Source organism: Telluria sp. ZB2R32, from assembly GCF_059685715.1.
In genome coordinates, this window is record NZ_JCASIG010000007.1 from 232,634 (window position 1) to 250,081 (window position 17,448).

General features: G+C 65.1%; 14 protein-coding genes. 4 read left to right on the forward strand and 10 right to left on the reverse strand.

Features of this window, described 5'->3' with window-relative positions; genetic code table 11:
• Positions 1 to 48 precede the first annotated feature (48 nt).
• From AC56LG_RS20460 to AC56LG_RS20495, 8 genes are all read right to left on the reverse strand, one after another.
• The gene (locus tag AC56LG_RS20460; RefSeq protein WP_497167906.1) at positions 49 to 1,188 is read right to left on the reverse strand and encodes a deoxyguanosinetriphosphate triphosphohydrolase; all 1,140 of its coding nucleotides are present in this window, start codon (positions 1,186 to 1,188) and stop codon (positions 49 to 51) included.
• Positions 1,189 to 1,219: 31 nt separating this feature from the next.
• On the reverse strand, positions 1,220 to 2,830 hold the full coding sequence (aroKB, locus tag AC56LG_RS20465; RefSeq protein WP_497167945.1) for a bifunctional shikimate kinase/3-dehydroquinate synthase AroKB: 1,611 nt from the start codon (positions 2,828 to 2,830) through the stop codon (positions 1,220 to 1,222).
• A gap of 125 nt (positions 2,831 to 2,955) precedes the next feature.
• Positions 2,956 to 4,938: an Ig-like domain-containing protein gene (locus tag AC56LG_RS20470; RefSeq protein ID WP_497167907.1), complete on the reverse strand. Its 1,983-nt coding sequence runs from the start codon at positions 4,936 to 4,938 to the stop codon at positions 2,956 to 2,958.
• Positions 4,939 to 5,027: 89 nt separating this feature from the next.
• Positions 5,028 to 7,190 carry a type IV pilus secretin PilQ gene (locus AC56LG_RS20475; protein WP_497167908.1) on the reverse strand — a complete coding sequence of 721 codons (2,163 nt, stop codon included), beginning with the start codon at positions 7,188 to 7,190 and terminating at the stop codon, positions 5,028 to 5,030.
• The gene (locus AC56LG_RS20480; RefSeq protein ID WP_497167909.1) at positions 7,187 to 7,723 is read right to left on the reverse strand and encodes a pilus assembly protein PilP; all 537 of its coding nucleotides are present in this window, start codon (positions 7,721 to 7,723) and stop codon (positions 7,187 to 7,189) included. Before AC56LG_RS20480 ends, AC56LG_RS20475 begins: the two co-directional genes overlap by 4 nt.
• A complete protein-coding gene (locus AC56LG_RS20485; protein ID WP_497167910.1) occupies positions 7,720 to 8,391 on the reverse strand; it encodes a type IV pilus inner membrane component PilO in 672 nt (223 codons plus the stop codon). Before AC56LG_RS20485 ends, AC56LG_RS20480 begins: the two co-directional genes overlap by 4 nt.
• Positions 8,388 to 9,014: a PilN domain-containing protein gene (locus AC56LG_RS20490; protein WP_497167911.1), complete on the reverse strand. Its 627-nt coding sequence runs from the start codon at positions 9,012 to 9,014 to the stop codon at positions 8,388 to 8,390. The genes AC56LG_RS20485 and AC56LG_RS20490 overlap by 4 nt, the downstream gene beginning before the upstream one ends.
• Entirely contained in the window at positions 9,014 to 10,102 is a 1,089-nt protein-coding gene (locus AC56LG_RS20495) for a pilus assembly protein PilM (RefSeq protein WP_497167912.1), read from the reverse strand. The genes AC56LG_RS20490 and AC56LG_RS20495 overlap by 1 nt, the downstream gene beginning before the upstream one ends.
• 351 nt (positions 10,103 to 10,453) lie before the next feature.
• On the opposite strand from AC56LG_RS20495, the gene AC56LG_RS20500 reads away from it, so the two are divergent.
• Complete coding sequence (locus tag AC56LG_RS20500) at positions 10,454 to 12,793, forward strand: penicillin-binding protein 1A (protein WP_497167913.1); 2,340 nt, start codon at positions 10,454 to 10,456, stop codon at positions 12,791 to 12,793.
• Positions 12,794 to 13,040: 247 nt separating this feature from the next.
• Here the strand turns inward: AC56LG_RS20500 and cyaY are convergent, their stop codons facing one another.
• Complete coding sequence (gene cyaY, locus AC56LG_RS20505) at positions 13,041 to 13,370, reverse strand: iron donor protein CyaY (protein WP_497167914.1); 330 nt, start codon at positions 13,368 to 13,370, stop codon at positions 13,041 to 13,043.
• Between the two features lie 39 nt (positions 13,371 to 13,409).
• Here cyaY and lptM point away from each other — a divergent pair, with 39 nt between their 5' ends.
• Positions 13,410 to 13,637, forward strand: coding sequence for an LPS translocon maturation chaperone LptM (gene lptM / locus AC56LG_RS20510; RefSeq protein WP_497167915.1), 228 nt, complete (start codon positions 13,410 to 13,412; stop codon positions 13,635 to 13,637).
• Between the two features lie 7 nt (positions 13,638 to 13,644).
• Complete coding sequence (gene lysA, locus AC56LG_RS20515) at positions 13,645 to 14,925, forward strand: diaminopimelate decarboxylase (RefSeq protein WP_497167916.1); 1,281 nt, start codon at positions 13,645 to 13,647, stop codon at positions 14,923 to 14,925.
• A 65-nt stretch (positions 14,926 to 14,990) separates the two neighbouring features.
• Here the strand turns inward: lysA and AC56LG_RS20520 are convergent, their stop codons facing one another.
• Entirely contained in the window at positions 14,991 to 15,428 is a 438-nt protein-coding gene (locus AC56LG_RS20520; protein WP_497167917.1) for an RcnB family protein, read from the reverse strand.
• A gap of 190 nt (positions 15,429 to 15,618) precedes the next feature.
• Between AC56LG_RS20520 and AC56LG_RS20525 the strand changes: the two genes are divergently transcribed.
• Entirely contained in the window at positions 15,619 to 17,448 is a 1,830-nt protein-coding gene (locus AC56LG_RS20525) for a DUF4153 domain-containing protein (protein ID WP_497167918.1), read from the forward strand.

Below are 17,448 nucleotides of genomic sequence, written 5' to 3' on the forward strand. Positions count from 1 at the left end.
ACACGACGGTCCCGGTTTGAAACGGCGCGGCGGGCCATCGACAACCGCCTACAATTCATCGAGCGAAAAAATCCGCTTGTGCTCGCGGATCGCATAGCGATCGGTCATGCCGGCGATGTAGTCGGCGATCTTGCGCGCCTGCTTGTGCTTATCGCCCGAAGCCACCTGGTAATCCGGCGGCAGCAGCACCGGGTCGGTCATGAAGGCGTCGAACAGCTCACGCACGATGCGGCTGGCTTTGACGCGCATGCGGTTGACCTTGAAGTGGCGGTACAGGTTCGCGTACAGAAAACGTTTTAATGCCGTGGTCTCGGCGCGCATCTGGTCAGAAAAGCGGATCAACGGCGGCGCGGCGCGCACGTCGTCGATGCTGCCAGGGGCGGCGTCGCGCAGCAGCGCGGCCGAGGTCTCGACCAGGTCGGCCGTCATCGCCGTGATCATCAGGCGGATCGTCTCGTACAGCGCGCGCCGGCCCGGCAAGCCCGGGTACTGCGCTTCCACCGCATGGCGGTGGCGCGCGAACAGCGTCACTTCTTCCATCTGCGCCATGCTGAGCAGGCCCGACCGCAGGCCGTCGTCGATGTCGTGGTTGTTGTAGGCGATCTCGTCGGCCAGGTTCGTCAGTTGCGCTTCCAGGCTCGGTTGCGTCTTGTCGAGGAAGCGCTGGCCGAGGTCGCCGAGCAGGCGCGCATTGTTCAGCGAGCAGTGTTTTAAAATGCCCTCGCGCGTTTCAAACGTCAGGTTCAGGCCGTCGAAGGCGCCGTAGTGCTCTTCCAGGTGATCCACCACGCGCAGGCTTTGCAGGTTGTGCTCGAAGCCGCCATAGTCCGTCATGCATTCGTTGAGCACGTCCTGGCCGACGTGGCCGAACGGCGTGTGTCCGAGGTCGTGCGCCAGCGCGGTGGCTTCGACCAGGTCTTCGTTCAGGCGCAGGCTGCGCGCCAGCGTGCGCCCGATCTGCGCCACTTCGATCGAATGCGTCAGGCGCGTGCGGAACAAGTCGCCCTCGTGGTTGAGGAACACCTGCGTCTTGTATTCGAGGCGGCGAAACGCCGTCGAGTGGATGATGCGGTCGCGGTCGCGCTGGAACTGGCTGCGCGAGCCGGGCGCGGGTTCCTCGAAACGGCGCCCGCGCGACTTCGCCGAATGCGCGGCATAGGGCGCCAGGTTGCAGTCGAAGTCGATCATGCGCACGCTCCTTTCAAGGTTCATTCAATGGTCAACGAATGCAGGCGTCCAGGGTGGCCAGCAGCAGTTCGCGCGGCACGCCCGTGATGCTGGGGCTGCCCAGGGGTTTCGTGAGGATGAACTTGATCGCCCCGCCCTCGTTCTTCTTGTCCACTTCCATCAATTCGATCCAGCGTTCGGCGCCGAGGTCGGGCGCGACCGTCGGCAGGCCGGCGGCCTGTACCAGCGCGCGCACGCGGGCGCTGGCGGCGGCGTCGATGAAGCCGAGGCGCTGCGACAAATCGGCCGCCATCACCATGCCGCAGCCGACCGCCTCGCCGTGCAGCCAGGTGCCATAGCCGAGGCCGGCCTCGATCGCGTGGCCGAAGGTATGGCCGAAGTTGAGCACCGCGCGCAGGCCGCCTTCGCGTTCGTCCTTGCGCACGACGTCGGCCTTGATCTCGCAGGAACGTGCGATCGCATGCGACAGCGCGGCCGGGTCGCGCGCCATCAGGCGGGCGATGTTCGCTTCGATCCAGTCGAAGAATTCGAGGTCGAGGATGGCGCCGTGCTTGATCACTTCGGCCAGGCCGGCCGACAGTTCGCGGTCCGGCAGCGTCGACAGGGTGCTGGTATCGGCCAGCACCGCGCGCGGTTGATAAAACGCGCCGATCATGTTCTTGCCGAGCGGGTGGTTGATGCCGGTCTTGCCGCCGACCGAGGAATCGACCTGGGCCAGCAAGGTCGTGGGAATCTGCACGAAGGGCACGCCGCGCATGTAGCTGGCCGCGGCAAAGCCGGTGAGGTCGCCGATCACGCCGCCGCCCAGCGCCACCAGGGTCGTCTTGCGGTCGCATTTATTGGCCAGCAGCGCGTCGAAGACCTGCATCAGCGAGCCCCAGTGCTTGTGTTCTTCGCCGTCGGGCAGGACGATTTCCACCACGTCGCGTCCGGCCGCGCGCAGCGGCGTAGCGACCTTGTCCAGGTACAGCGGCGCCACCGTGGTGTTGGTGACGATCGCGACCTTGCTGCCGCCGACCTGGCGCAGCAGCGCCGCGCCGTCGTCGATGACGCCGGGGCCGATGGCGATCGGGTAGCTGCGTTCGCCCAGGTCGACGTTGAGATTAGTTTGTGCCGTTTGATTCATCGATGCCGCCCTCGCCCGCCGCGAGCGCGCCGAATTGAGCGCGTCGAGCTGGTCCAAAATTGTCTGAACCATCGATTGTACGTTAGGACGGCCGGTATCGATGACGAGGTCGGCGATCCCGCGGTACAGGGGTTCGCGCTGGGCCAGCAACTCTTCCAGTTTTTTACGCGGGTCGGCGGTCTGCAGCAGCGGGCGGTTCTTGTCGTGCGCGGTGCGTTGCAGGATGCTGCCGATGCCGGCGCGCAGGTAGATCACGGTGCCGCGTTCGGCGAGATAGGCGCGGCTGGCGGCGTCGAGCACGGCGCCGCCGCCGGTAGCCAGCACGATGCCGCGCTGGCCGGTCAGTTCGCGGATCATCTCCGCTTCGCGCCGGCGAAAGCTTGCCTCGCCTTCGATCTCGAAGATCCACGGGATGGTGGCGCCGGTACGCGCCTCGATCGCATGGTCGGAATCGACGAAGCGCCGGTTCAGCCGGCGCGCCAGCAGCCGGCCGATGGTGGTCTTGCCAGACCCCATCAGTCCGACCAGGAAGATGTTATTGCTTTTTACATCGGGCACGATCATCACGTCGCCTACAAAGACAAACGGCCAGAACTCGCCTGGCCGTTTGTTGTTACGGTCAACCCCGCCTGGTTACACCATTATGGGCAGCTGAACGCCAGTTTAAACGGAATTGCCGTCACGACCCCTCCTGGCGTGGTTGTTGTGACATTGAAGGTGGCCGTCACCGGCACCTTGCAGTCCTTGCCGCCTGGGTTCGAAATCGTGAACGTGTGGTAGGAACCCTGGTTGCCGGTGACGTTGTCGCCGCTGAATTCCGCGCCATCCGTCGTCTGCGGGAAGATGTTCTGCACCAGCGCCGGCGCCACCGAACCGGCACCGTTGACGATGTCGGTGACCTCGACCTTCGTACCCGCCGGCAGCGGATTGCCGTTGCCGTCGTTGATCTGCAGGACGAAGACCTTGGGATCGACCGCGGCCACGCTGCCCAGGTCGGTGATGCCCGACAGGCGCACGCCGTTCATGAAGACCTTATCGGCGCTGCTGCCGCTGAAGAACAGGCCGACCTTGCGGAAGATCGTGTTGATGCCGTCGGTGGTGTGGGCACAGACGGTCGCCAGGCCGGCGCGCTTGCTGTCCGGGCTGACGGTGGCGGCGCTGCCGGTATTGCAGGGCGTTGCCGGCAAGCCGGGCGTTGCCACGCGCGGGTCCTGGACCCGGAAATCGACCTGGCAGCCGCCGTTGACCGTGTTGCAACCGCCCTTGTCGGCAGAGCCAACCGAGCCCATGTTGGTCTGGAAGACGACCGGGGTGCCGTCCGGGACCGGATTGCCGGATGCGTCGGCGATCAGCACTTGGACGTGGGTGGCAGGTTCGGCCGGGTTACTTTCACGGAAGCTTTCGAGATTGACCTTGCCGACGCTGAGCGAGAAGGCGCGCTGCACCGGCAGGCCGGTGGTCACCACGATCGAATCGGAGGTGGTCGAAATGTTCGGGCGGGTCGCCGTGGCCGTATTGGGCAAGGTCGCGACCACACGGAAGGTCGTGGCGACCGTGCCGGAACTGACGGTCGTGATGACGTCGCCATTCTGGTCGGTGCTGTCGCTCGTCTTGCCGAGCGTGACGACCTGTGGCCCCGGAACGCTGAATTCGACCACGCGGCCCGGCAGTGGATTGCCGAAGGTATCGACCACGCGGAACTTGAGCGTCGCCGTTTCGGTACGGTTGATGCCGCCCTGGCCCTGGATCACGATCGATTTGTCGGTCGGCGCGGCTGTCACGAACTGGACCGACGACGCGGTCGGCGGCGCAATCTCCAGGCTCACGCTGACCGGCGCCGTGACGGCGTCGGAAGAAACGGTGATGACGTCGTTGTTGGCGCAGCCCAGGTCGCGGTACACCGCGCGCGCGACGCCCTTGTTAGTCGAGACGGCCGTGGCCAGCGTGGCCTTACCGGCCGCGGCGCAGGCCGAGCTGAAGTTCACCTTCACCGACTGGGTGGTGTAGAGCGCGCTGCCGGCACGCAGGTCCACCGACAGGGTGGTCGTATCGTAGGCGGCGATCTTTGCCGGCGACGCGGTCGGCGTGCCCAAGGTTAGCGCGGTGGCGCCCACCATGTAGGCGCCCTCCTTGGTAAAACTCGCGCCGCCGACTTCCGCGGTCACGCTCAGTTTTTCCGCACCCGCGGCCGACAGGCTGGCCGCCAGCAGCTTGACGGTCGCCACGCCGTCGGCATTGGTCAGCACCCGGCCCGACGACGGCGAGAACAGGGCCATGCCGGCAGCGGTCGAGAAGGTGACGAACGCGTCCTTGACCGGTTTTCCGGCGGCGTCCTTGACGACTGCCTGCGCCGTCAGCGGCGTGGCATCGGTGAGCGAATTGCTGGCCTGGCCGGTGCCGTCCAGCAGCGCCAGGGTCACCGTCGGCGTTGCAGGGACGGCCGGCGTCGTCGGCGTCGTCGGCGCCGGAGCGGCACTACCCGCGCTCCCGCCCGATGCCGCCGGCACCGTGCCGGGATCGCCGCCACCGCCGCCGCAGGCGCTCAATACCGCCGCGGCGATCAGGGTCAGGACCGCCGCGCGTCCAAACGGGGCGGAAGGAGTACGGGTAGATGCTTGCAACATATTGTTGTTCCTATTCTTTGTCATCTGTAAAAAATGCCGGAACGTCGGCAGGACGCTCCGGCATGGTCTCGGTATGGGTGGCGTGTCGTTCAACGCCCGCCGCTCGTGCGATCGGCGACGATCTTCGGGGTGATGAAGACCAGCAGTTCGGTCTTGGTGTTCTCGCGGCCCTGGGTCTTGAACAGGTAGCCGAGCACCGGGACGTCGCCCAGCACCGGCACCTTGGTGACGTTGGTGCGCTCGGTCTGCTGGTAGATCCCGCCCAGCACCACCGTGCCGCCGTTCTCGACCATCACCTTGGTCTTGACATGCTGGGTGTTGATGGCGAAGCCGGCGCGCGTTTCCTCGCCCTTCGAATCCTTGCTGACGTCGACTTCGAGCACGACGTTGCCGTCCGGCGTGATCTGCGGCACCACTTCCAGGCGCAGGTTCGCCTTCTTGAACTCGATCGAGGTGGCGCCGCTCGACGAGGCCACCTGGTACGGCAGTTCGATGCCCTGCTCGATCACGGCCACCATCTTGTCTTCGGTGACCACGCGCGGGCTGGAGATGATCTTGCCCTTGCCGTCGGCCTCGAGCGCCGACAGTTCCAGGTTCAGGAAGCGGTTGTCGGCCGACGAGAACAGCGTAAAGGCCAGGCTCGACGGCGAGATGCCGCCGATCGCCGCCGCCGGCAGGTTCACCATCGTGGTGTTGGTGTAGGCGTCGCCGGTATCCGGGGTCTGGCCCGTCACCTGGCCGACACCGGCCAGGTTGCCGCCGATGGCGACCCGGTTGTTGCCGCCGATGCCGTAGCCGGGATCGCCGCCGCGCACGCCGCGCATGTCGCCAAAGCCGATTTTCGCGCCCAGGTTGCGCGAGAAGCCGTCGTTCGCTTCGACCAGGCGCGCTTCGATCAGCACCTGCTTCGAGGCCACGTCGGTCTTCTGGATCAGCAGGCGGATGTCTTCGATCTTCGAAGCGATGTCGGTCACGAACAGTTGATTCGTGCGCGGATCGATGATCGCGCTGCCGCGTTTGGACAGCACGCGGTTGCGGTTGTCGCCGGCCGCGGCGCCGCCGCCGGCGTCCAGCCCGAACACGGTGCGGAAGGATTCGGCCTTCTGGTAGTTCAGCTGGAAGATCTCCGATTTCAACGGTTCCAGGTCCGAAATCTGCGCGCGCTGCTCGAGTTCGAGCTTTTCCTTGGTCAGCAGTTCTTCCTTCGGCGCGATCCAGATGACGGTGCCGTTCTTGCGCATGTCCAGGCCCTTCGATTGCAGGATCACGTCCAGCGCCTGGTCCCAGGGCACGTCTTTCAAACGCAGGGTCAGGCTGCCGGCGACCGAATCGCTGGCGATGATGTTCAGGCCCGAGATGTCCGCCACCGCCTGCAGCGCGGCGCGCACTTCGATGTTCTGGAAATCGAAACTGATCTTCTCGCCGCGGAAGCCCTGCGTGCCCTGCACCAGCTTGTTCGGGTCTTCCTTGACCGGACGCACGGCGACGACCAGCTGGGTGTCGCTCTGGAATACCGACTGCTCCCACTGGCCTTGCGCTTCGATCACCATGCGCACGTTGGCGCCGTTGGCGCTGGTGGTCACGCGCGAGACCGGGGTGCCGAAATCGGTGACATCCAGGCGGCGGCGCAGGGTTTCCGGCAGGCCGGTGTTCATGAAGTCGACCTGCACCTTGTTGCCGAGCTGGCGCACGTCGACCGCGACCGCGTTGTTCGGCAGGTCGACCACGACGCGGCCTTCTCCATCCTGGCCGCGGCGGAAGTCGAGGTTGCGCAGGGTCTGGCGCATTGCCGGCGCCGCGCTCGTTTGTGCCGGTGCGGCAGCGGCCGGCGCTGCGGCTGCCGCAACGCCACCGGCGACGGTGACCAGCACCGACTTGCCGTCGATCGCGGTCGAATAACTGGCCGCGCGTTTCAGGTTCATCACCAGGCGCGTACGTTCGCCGGCCTGCACCACGTTCACGCCGCGCACCTCGCCCAGGTTGATCTCTTGCGCGCTTTTTCCCGTGGCATTGCTGGTGGCGCCGAAGTCGAGCGCGATGCGCGCCGGATTGGTGATCGCAAAGCCGAGCGGCAGTTTGGCCGGGGCGTTTTTCATCGCGATGTTGACCACCACGTTGGCGCCCTGCTGGTTGGCGCTGATCGATTCGATGGAATTGTCTTGGGCGTGCGCGGCCGCGCCGAATGCCAGCAGCACCGGCACCAGCAGCGTGCCGACGGCGCGCTTCAGGTTCATCATTGCGAATGGGGTCATTTCCCGATCTCCTTACTTTCCTGCAATTCCAGCTTCGATATCCGCTCGACCCAATCGCCGCCCGCGTCCTGTACCATTTCCCGGATCTCCAGCGCAGCCGGGGTCACGCGCGTTACCTGCCCAAAATTCTGGCCCAGGCGCTGTCCGGCCCGCACGCGGTAGACACTGCGTTCGATCTGCACCAGGGCAAAGCTCACGCCCCCTTTTTGCATCATGCCGACCATGCGCATGGTATCGAGCGGATAACCCTCCAATGCCTCGCGCGGACGGTCCAGGTCGGGCTGCAGCGCATTCGCTTGCGGCGCCATGCCGCCCGGACCGGCCAGCTTGGCGGCGTCGAACGGGTCAGGCGCCTGCGCCTGATTGTAGGCATAAGGCACGAATTCCTTGGGCGCCGGCAGTGGTTTGACGGCCGGTTTGATTGCCGCTTTCGTCTCGTCCATCCAGGTACGCACTTCGCGCACGTCGCTGTCGCCGCAGCCGGCCAGCAGCACGGCTGCCAGCGCCAGCAGCGCACTGTTTTTGGTCGTCATGGCGTGCCCTCCGCTTTCTTCTTCTTCGCTTTCAGGCGCGCCGCTTTTTGCGTTGCCAGTTCTTCGGCGTCGAGGTAGCGGAAGGTCTTGGCGATCGCCTGCAGCGTCAGGGTGCCGTCCTTGCCAGCCTTCAGGCGCATGTTGTTCAGCGTGACGATGCGCGGCAGGTGCGCCATGTCGGCGGCAAAGGCGCCCAGATCGTGGTAGCTGCCGGTCAGTTCGATCGCAATCGGCAGTTCGGCGTAATAGTCGCGCACGACGATCTGATCGGGACGGAACAGCTGGAACGCGAGACCGCGGCCGACGCCGGCCTGGTTGATGTCCGACAGCAGCGCGGCCATCTCGGATTTGCTCGGCAACTGCTTTTCCAGGCGTTCGACCGACTGGTCGACCTGGATCTTTTGCGCCTGCAGCGCTTCCAGGTTGACCGCCTGCGTGACCTTGGCGCGGTACTCTTCGCGCAGCGTCTCTTCCTGGGCCGCCAGCGTTTCCTGGGTTTCGAACTGCCCGCTCCAGTACAGGAAGTAACCGGCGATGACGACCAGCGCCATTACGCCGGCCGCGCACAGCAAGCGCGGCGCCAGCGGCCACAGGCCGGGCGGACGTCCCTGCAAATCCTGGAATTGCGCCGACAGGTCGGCGCCGAATTGTTTCAGGTCGATGTTCATGGGGTGCTTCCTTCCGCCCTCGCGCCGGCGGCTTTGGCTTTGCCGTCGTCGCCTTCCTCGCTCTCGCGGGCGCGCTTGATGGCCACGGCCAGCGTGAACTCGACCGCCTTGCGTACGACCTTGTTCTGCGTGAGCGTGGCCGCTTTCACTTCGGTGAGGTCGGGGCGTTCGAGCCAGGGCGAGTTGCCCGACAAATTGCGCAGCAGTTCGGCGACGCGTTCCTGCGACTGCGCATAACCGTTCAGGACCACGCGCTGACCATCCTGTTCAAAACCCTTCAGGTAGACGCCTTCCGGCGTCTGGCGCACCAGTTCGTCGAACAGGTAGACCGGCTGGTTGCGGTCGCCCTGCAGGTCTTCCACCGCTTGCTGGCGCGATTTCAGGGCGTTGATTTCTTCCTTCAGGGTGGCGATGTCCTTGATCTTCTTGTCGAGTTCCGCGTTCTCGGTGGAGAGCACGGCATTGCGCTCTTCCTGGATGGCGATGCGGCTGGCGTTCCAGCCGCCCACCATCAGCACGATGGCCACGCCCAGCAGGCCGCCGAGCACCAGCATGGCGACAAAGGCCGCCTGCTTCTGTTTGCGTTTCGCTTCCCGGTGCGGGAGCAGATTAATACGGATCATCAGCCGAACCTCCGCAGGCCGAGGCCGCAGGCAACCAGGTAAGCCGGCCCTTCGGCGCGCAGCTGTGCTTCGCGCAGGCCGGGAGCGAGCAGCATGCCGTCGAACGGCGCCACCACGCCGGTGGCGATGCGCGTGCGGCCGCCGATCAGTTCGGTCAGGCCGGGCAGCTGGGCGCTGCCGCCGGCCAGCCAGATCTGGTCGATGCGGGTGTACGGGGTCGAGGTGAAGAAGAACTGGATCGCGCGCGTGACTTCCAGCGCCGCGCTTTCCAGGAAAGGCGTCAATACGTCGGCGCGGAAGTTTTCCGGCAGGTCGCCCGACTTCTTGCGCGTTTCCGCTTCCTCGTAGGCCATGCCATAGCTGCGCACGATTTCCTGGGTCAGCGTGTTGCCGCCAAAAGGCTGCTCGCGCTCATAGATCGTGTCGCCGTTCTGCAGCACCGAGACGTGGGTCATGCCGGCGCCGATCTGGAACAGGGCGACGATAGGCTCAGCGCCGAGGGCTGCGCGCTTTGGCGCGACGCCCTCGATAGCGCGTAACAAGGCGGCGCGCGCCGCATACGATTCAATGTCCATCACGGTGGCGGTGAGGCCGGCCGCTTCGGCGATCGCCACGCGGTCCTCGACCTTTTCGCGGCGCGCGGCGGCCAGCATCACTTCCATGTCTTCGGGCGAATTCGGCGCCGGGCCGACCACGTCGAAGTCCAGGCTCACTTCGTCGAGCGCGAACGGGATGTACTGGCTGGCTTCGGATTCGACCTGCACCTCCAACTGGTCTTCGGCCATGCCGGCCGGCAGGATGATCTTTTTGGTGATGACCGACGCCGGCGGCATGCCGAGCGCGACGTTGCGGGCACGGGTGCCGCTCTTCTTCCAGATGCGGCGCACGGCATCGGCGACCTGGTCGAAGTTTTCGATGTTGCCGTCGGCGACGGCGCCGCGCGGCAGCGCTTCGAAGGCGTGGCGCTCCAGGCGCAGCACGCCCTTGCCGGCATCGGCCAGTTCGACCAGGCGCAGTCCCGACGTGCTGATGTCGAGTCCGGCAAGCGGCGGACTCGACTTTCCGAACAGGGAACCCAGATTGATCACGAGCGTACTCCTCAGCTGCGGCCTGCTCCGCTGGTTGCAGGCCAATGTATGTCAACGCCCGCGCCGCTCGCAGGGAAAATGTCTTGTAGATTTAGGACAAGATGCCTCGTCCATAGGAGGCAACCCTTCAAATGCTAGCGACAATAGTGCGCACCGACAAGATATTTCTGCACTGGAACATTACAATCCGACGGGGACGCCACACTCTGATATTTCCTTGGTAATACCCCTTGTCACCGAGGCACCAAACCCTTTGTCAGCCTGCCTACAAGCCGCGCTTTGTGGCTGAGTCCGCGCCACCGCTGAAAGCGGTGCCTTATAATGAGGCGGATCAATAAAGTAGACGCCAGAATGAAATCTTCCCAAACGACGAAGTCCGCGCCACCGAAAAAATTCAGCCCGAAACGCCTGGTCCTGTGGGGCTTCGGCGCCCTCGCCGGCCTGGCCCTGACCGGCGTGCTGCTGGTGGTATTCGCCCTTGCCATGGCGTACCCCAACCTGCCGGCGCTGGACACCATCACCGATTACCGCCCCAAGATGCCGCTGCGGATATTCACCGCCGATAACGTCCTGATCGGCGAGTTCGGCGAGGAACGGCGCACCCTGGTGCGCTTCAAGGAAATCCCGGACGTGATGAAAAAGGCGGTGCTCTCGATCGAGGACGACCGTTTTTACCAGCACGGCGGCGTCGATTACTGGGGCGTGCTGCGCGCGGCCCTGCACAACGCCACCAGCGGTTCGCGCCAGGGCGCCTCGACCATCACCCAGCAGGTGGCGCGCAACTTCTTCCTGTCGTCGGAACAAACGCTGAAACGCAAGGCGTACGAGGCGCTGCTGGCCTGGAAGATCGAAAAGAACCTGACCAAGGACCAGATCCTCGAGGTCTACATGAACCAGATTTACCTGGGCCAACGCGCCTTCGGCTTCCAGTCGGCGGCGCAGATCTATTTCGGTAAAGACCTGCGCGACATCACCGTGGCCGAAGCGGCGATGCTGGCCGGCTTGCCGAAGGCGCCGTCGGCCTACAATCCGGTGGTGAACCCGACCCGCGCCAAGACGCGCCAGCAGTACATCCTGCAGCGCATGCATTCGCTCGGCTACATCACCGACGCCCAGTTCGAGACGGCGAAGAACGAGGAACTGACCGTCAAGACCGACAGCACCGCCTTTGGCGTACACGCGGAATACGTGGCCGAGATGGCGCGCCAGCTGGTGTATGAACAGTTCAAGGAAGACACCTATACGCGCGGCCTGAACGTGTTCACCACCATCACCAAGGCCGACCAGGACGCGGCCTATCTCGCCGTGCGCCGCGGCGTGATGGATTACGAACGGCGCCACCCTTACCGCGGCCCGGAATCGTATATCGAGATCCCGCGCGACAAGACCGAAGCCGACGAAGCGATCGAGGCGGAACTGGCCGAAAAGCCCGACAGCGACGACATCGTCGCCGCCGTGGTGCTGCAGGCTTCCAGCACGGCCGTGACCGCGGTGCTCGCTTCCGGCGAAGAGATCAAGATCACCGGCCCCGGCCTGTCGTTCGCCTCGGCCTGGCTGTCGGCCAAGGCCCAGCCCAACCGCCGCATCCGCCGCGGCGCGCTGATCCGCGTGATGCAGGACGGCGGCGCCGACTGGAAGATCACGCAGATGCCGCTGGTCGAATCGGCCTTTGTTGCGGCCAGCACCGAAGACGGCGCCATCAAGGCGCTGGTCGGCGGTTTCGACTACAACCGCAACAAGTTCAACCACGTGACGCAAGCCTGGCGCCAGCCGGGCTCCTCCTTCAAACCGTTCATCTATTCGGCGTCGCTGGAGCGCGGCCTGTCGCCGGCGACCCTGGTCAACGACGCGCCGATCTCGTTCGACGCCGGCCAGACCGGCGGCCAGGCCTGGGAGCCGAAGAACTACGACGCGAAATACGAAGGTCCGATGACGATGCGCCGTGGTTTGACCAAGTCGAAGAACATGGTCTCGATCCGCATCCTGAACCGCATCGGCGCGCGCTACGGCCAGGAATACGCGACCCGCTTCGGCTTCGATCCGGAAAAGAACCCGCCCTACCTGACGCTGGCCCTGGGCGCCGGCGCCACCACGCCGCTGCAGATGGCGGGCGCCTATGCCGTGTTCGCCAACGGCGGTTACCGCATCAGCCCGTACCTGATCTCGAAGGTGACCGACAGCGCCGGCAAAGTGCTGTCGGAAGCGCGGCCGGACCGCGCCGGCATGGAAGCGAACCGCGTGATCGACGCCAGGAACGCTTACCTGATGGACAGCATGCTGCGCGACGTTGCCCGCTACGGCACCGCGGCCAAGGCCTCGCAACAGCTCAAGCGCAACGACATCGCCGGTAAAACCGGCACCACCAACGATTCGATCGACGCCTGGTTCGCCGGCTACCAGCCGAAGGTGGTGGGCATTGCCTGGATGGGTTACGACCAGCCGAAAAACCTGGGCAACAAGGAAACCGGCGGCGGCCTGGCGCTGCCGATCTGGATCGGCTACATGCAGACCGCGCTGAAATCGGTGCCGGTCGAGGAACGCCCGGTACCGGCGGGGCTGATCATGGCCGATGGCGAGTACTACTATGCGGAGAACCCGCCGGGGACGGGGGTGCAGTCGCTGGATGTGGGGACGACGCCGGCGCCGGCGCAGCAGAAGGCGCAGGACGCGGTGAGGAATGAATTGTTTTAAATGAGGACGGGAAGGAATATTTCACGGATGCGCATCCGATGAAATATTCTTTCATGATTCGATTTTTCAAACGTGCGTAATGGCGGGCATGACCGCCCTACGTTACACAACGGCCAACGATGGATACCGCGGCGGCGGTGCACCGTAGGGCGGGCATGCCCGCGTTACATCCCTTACACGACGGCCAACGATGGATACCGCGGCGGCGGTGCACCGTAGGGCGGGCATGCCCGCCGCTACATGCGCATCACCCCAACTTCACCGGCGCCCCGCCCTGCTGCGTGGCGATATCCGACAAGACCGTAAAAAACTCGCTGTCGTCGCGCGTATTGCGCCACTCGTCGCCGACGCGCTTGTAGTGGTAGCCGCCGGCACGCGCCGCCATCCACATTTCCTGCAGCGGCGCCTGGCTGTTGATGATGATCTTCGAGCCGTTGGCGATGAACTCGACCTCGAGCACGTTGCCGTTGCGCTTGCATTCGACGTCGACCACGTCCTGGTCGTTCAGGTTGTCGAAACAGGTCTCGATGCGGTTCAGCGTCGATTCGGCCAGTGCCAAAAATTCGGATTCGGTCATGCTACACTCCAAGGTCTTGATTAAACCGTGATTCTAATCGTGAAGTCACCTTACGCGCTCATCGTTGCAGCCGCGCTCGCCGTAACTGTCACCGGTTGCGGCCAGACCGGCCCGCTGTACATGCCGAAACCGCCGACCCGCCCGGCCGCGCCGCCGGCCAAGCCGGTCACGCCCGTGGTCGCGCCGACCACGCAAGCGACCCCGACGCCGTCCCAGGCAGCAACGCCGACACCACCGCCGACTCCCAATCCCGTCCCTGTCCAATAAGCCCTACATGTCGCACTTTTCGTACCAAGACGGCGTCCTGCATGCCGAAAGCACCCCCCTGCCCGCCATCGCCGAACAATTCGGCACGCCGACCTACGTCTACTCAAAAGCGGCGCTGCTGGAAAATTTTGCCGCCTACAGCGATGCCTGCCAGGGCCGCGACGCCCTGGTCTGCTATGCGATGAAAGCCAACTCGAACCTGGCCATCCTCGACCTGCTGGCGCGCCAGGGCGCCGGCTTCGACATCGTCTCGGGCGGCGAGTTGCTGCGCGTGATCGCCGCCGGCGGCGACCCGAACAAGGTGATCTTTTCGGGCGTGGGCAAGACGGTCGATGAAATGCGCCTGGCGCTGGACAAGGGCATCCTCTGCTTCAACGTCGAGTCGATTCCGGAACTGCACCGCCTGAACGAGGTCGCAGCGTCCATGGGCAAGCGCGCGCCGGTGTCGCTGCGCGTGAACCCGAACGTCGACGCCAAGACCCACCCGTACATTGCGACCGGCCTGAAGGCCAACAAGTTCGGCGTCGCCTTCGACGATGCACTGGCCACCTACCGCACCGCCGCGTCGCTGTCGAACCTGGACGTGGTCGGCATCGACTGCCATATCGGCTCGCAGCTGCTGGACGACGCGCCGCTGCTGGAAGCGCTCGATAAACTGATCGAGCTGATCGACGCGCTCGACGGCGAAGGCACCCACATCCACCACCTGGATATTGGCGGCGGCATCGGCGTCGACTATGGCGCGGCCGGCGATGGCGCTCCGGTGCCGGTCGGCGACTACCTGGGACGTCTGTTCGCCCGCATCGACGCCTGGCGCGCCGCGCGCCACGATGGCCGTGCGGTGAAGGTGATTTTCGAGCCGGGCCGCTCGATCGTCGCCAGCACCGGCGTGCTGGTCACGAAAGTCGAATTCCTGAAGCCGGGTGTCGAAAAGAACTTCTGCATCATCGACGCCGCCATGAACGACATGATGCGCCCGACCCTGTACGGCGCCTGGATGGACATGAAGGCGGTTGCGCCGCGCAGCAGCGATGCGCCGGCGCTGTACGACGTTGTCGGCCCGGTCTGCGAATCGGGCGACTGGCTGGCGCGCGAACGGGCACTGGCGGTGCAGCCGGGCGATTTGCTGGCGATGATGAGCGCTGGCGCGTATGGCATGACGATGGCGTCGAACTACAACACGCGCGGGCGCGCGGTCGAAGTCATGGTCGATGGCGACCAGGTGCACCTGATTCGCCAGCGCGAGCATCCGGCGGATTTGTTTGCGCTGGAGACGATGATCAAGTAAGCATCGACTGCACGACAAAAAAGCCGCGCCGTCTTTCGAGGGCGCGGCTTTTTTTCGTCTAAAACTTAATTGCTGAGCAAGACCTGGGCAATGATGCCGGTGGCAATCGCGGCAAGCACGTAATCGTTGCCGGCGCGGACCCAGTGATGGCCGCGCGGTGGCGCGCTCAGGTGGCGGGCGCGCCAGTCGCTGACGACGTAGCGGTTGCCGCGGTATTCCTGGCTCAGGCGCTGGCCGCGGCGCATGTCGTGGCGCGGGCCGCCGCCGCGGTGGTCGTCACGGCGGAAGTGCTGCGCATTGTAGTAACGGTCGTTGCGGTTGTCGCGGTCATAGCGGCCATTGTCATGGCGCTCATTATCGTGACGACCACTGTCGCGGTGTTCGAACCGGCCGTTGCGGTCGTGATCGTAACGATCGTTGCCATGGTCACCGCGTTGTGCAAAAGCGCTGCCGCTGGCAAAGCTCAAGGCGATGAGTGCTGATGCGATTAACTTGGTTTTCATTTGTCGTTCCTCTCAATGTAACGCTGTGGCTGCGTCGATGGAGTCATTACACCGCGAATCGGGCGCGGCAGGTGAGGCAGACCGGTAAGGGATGCTACGAGATGTTTCAGTTCGTAAATACAATGGACCAGGCTGTTGTCCTGGTTGGTAAAGTGATAAGCTGCTTCGAGTCAACTATCGGAGTATCGCCATGCACGCAGCTGTTCAGCCCGACTCCAGCGTTGCGCCAGGTATCGCGCTGTTCAGGACGAGCATCGGCCTGGCGCAGGGCCTGGTGTTGTACTTGCTCTACCTGGTGGCCGACTACGATGTCTGGCCCGCCATCGAAACGTTGCTGTTCGCACCGATGCTGCTGGTGGCGTTGTTCTGCCCGCTGCTGCTGGTCAGCGCCCTCGGGCACCTGACGCGGCGCCAGGTCATCCTGTGGATCGGTTGCGCCGCGTTGCTGATCGCTCTGCTCTCCGTGTACGACATCTGGCGCATGGGTACCGTACTGAACCTGAGACATCTATCGCACGTGGCCATGCCCGCGCCCGGCTTCGTCGCGATGCTGGTCGCCGCCCTGTTCATCGCCCATGCGCTGGTGCTGTCCGGCGCCCGCGACCGGCGCCGTATCGCCGCCTACACCACCTATTTCGACATCGCCTGGAAGCTGGGCGTGCAACTCGCCTTCAGCGCTTTCTTTGTCGGCATCACCTGGCTTGCCCTTCAGCTTGGCGCGACGCTGTTCGAGCTGGTCAGGCTAACGTTTTTTGCCTGGTTGCTGCGCCAGCCGTGGTTCGCAATTCCGGTCACGGCTTTCGCCTTTGCCTGCGCCATGCACCTGACCGACGTGCGCCCGGCCATCGTGCAGGGCATCCGCGGCTTGCTGCTGATGCTGGCGTCGTGGATCCTGCCGGTGTTCACCCTGTTCGTTGCCGGCTTCCTGGCCAGCCTGCCGTTCACGGGACTGGAACCGCTGTGGGCCACGCGCCAGGCCGCCGCCGTGCTGCTCGGTACCGATGCCGTACTGGTCATCCTGATCAATGCGGCATGGCAGAACGGCAGCGCTGTCGTGGCGCGCGTCATCCGCCTCAGCGCCCAGTTGGCGTCGCTGCTGCTGGTGCCGGTCACGGCGATCGCGGTGTATGCGCTCGCGCTGCGCGTGGGCGACCATGGCTGGACCGATGAACGCATCGTCGCCGCGGCTTGCATGCTGGTCGCCGGCTGCTATGCGCTCGGCTATGCGGCGGCCGTCCTGCGCCCGCGCTGGGTAGTTACCTTCGCCGGCGTCAACGTCGGCACCGCCTTTGTCGTCCTCGCCACGCTGTTGCTGCTGTTTTCTCCGCTCGCCGATCCAACGCGGCTGTCGGTGAACGACCAGCTCGCGCGGCTGGCCTCTGGCCGGGTGAGCGCACGAGAGTTCGACTTCGATTACCTGCAAAACGACGGCAAACGCTTCGGGCGGGAAGCGCTGGCGCGGTTCGACAGTGCAGGCGGTCCGGACGCGGCAGTCATACGCCAGCGCATCGCTGCCGCACGCGCCGCCAGGCGGGCCTGGATGCCGACCGAGGTCAGGCCGGATGGCGGACCGCAGGTCGCAGCCGAAGACGCACTCGATGCCGCCGCGATCGCGCCCAACTTGCGCATGCAACCGCAAGGCAGCCGTTTGCCGGAAGGCTTGCTGCGGTCCGACTGGACCGACTTGCCGCAGGGCGTCTATGGCCCGGATTGCCTGCACGAGAAGGGGAAACTGTGCGACGTGTACCGGCTCGACCTGGACGGCGACGGCAAGGGAGAACTGCTGCTGGTCGCCGCCAACGGCGGGCGCGCGCTGGTGGTCAAGGAAGGCCCGGACGGCAAATGGCAGGTGGCGGCAACGGGCGAACTGGGCACGCCCCGCTGCGGCGCTGCCGGCACGGCGATGCCAGCCGGCTTGCCACGCGCCGTGCGGCGCGAATGGGCCGATATCGAGTTCGGCAGCAGGCGCTTCAGCCTCGCCCCTGTTACCGGTCCCTACGCGCCCTGCCCGGACGAATAG

What these genes read in the sequence shown, in the direction of transcription:
- AC56LG_RS20490 (WP_497167911.1), bottom strand. Translation starts at nt 9,014, where the DNA reads ATGATCCGTATTAATCTGCTCCCGCACCGGGAAGCGAAACGCAAACAG.
- AC56LG_RS20460 (WP_497167906.1), bottom strand. Translation starts at nt 1,188, where the DNA reads ATGATCGACTTCGACTGCAACCTGGCGCCCTATGCCGCGCATTCGGCG.
- AC56LG_RS20470 (WP_497167907.1), bottom strand. Translation starts at nt 4,938, where the DNA reads ATGTTGCAAGCATCTACCCGTACTCCTTCCGCCCCGTTTGGACGCGCG.
- lysA (WP_497167916.1), top strand. Translation starts at nt 13,645, where the DNA reads ATGTCGCACTTTTCGTACCAAGACGGCGTCCTGCATGCCGAAAGCACC.
- aroKB (WP_497167945.1), bottom strand. Translation starts at nt 2,830, where the DNA reads ATGGGGTCTGGCAAGACCACCATCGGCCGGCTGCTGGCGCGCCGGCTG.
- AC56LG_RS20500 (WP_497167913.1), top strand. Translation starts at nt 10,454, where the DNA reads ATGAAATCTTCCCAAACGACGAAGTCCGCGCCACCGAAAAAATTCAGC.
- AC56LG_RS20520 (WP_497167917.1), bottom strand. Translation starts at nt 15,428, where the DNA reads ATGAAAACCAAGTTAATCGCATCAGCACTCATCGCCTTGAGCTTTGCC.
- AC56LG_RS20480 (WP_497167909.1), bottom strand. Translation starts at nt 7,723, where the DNA reads ATGACGACCAAAAACAGTGCGCTGCTGGCGCTGGCAGCCGTGCTGCTG.
- AC56LG_RS20485 (WP_497167910.1), bottom strand. Translation starts at nt 8,391, where the DNA reads ATGAACATCGACCTGAAACAATTCGGCGCCGACCTGTCGGCGCAATTC.
- cyaY (WP_497167914.1), bottom strand. Translation starts at nt 13,370, where the DNA reads ATGACCGAATCCGAATTTTTGGCACTGGCCGAATCGACGCTGAACCGC.
- AC56LG_RS20475 (WP_497167908.1), bottom strand. Translation starts at nt 7,190, where the DNA reads ATGACCCCATTCGCAATGATGAACCTGAAGCGCGCCGTCGGCACGCTG.
- AC56LG_RS20525 (WP_497167918.1), top strand. Translation starts at nt 15,619, where the DNA reads ATGCACGCAGCTGTTCAGCCCGACTCCAGCGTTGCGCCAGGTATCGCG.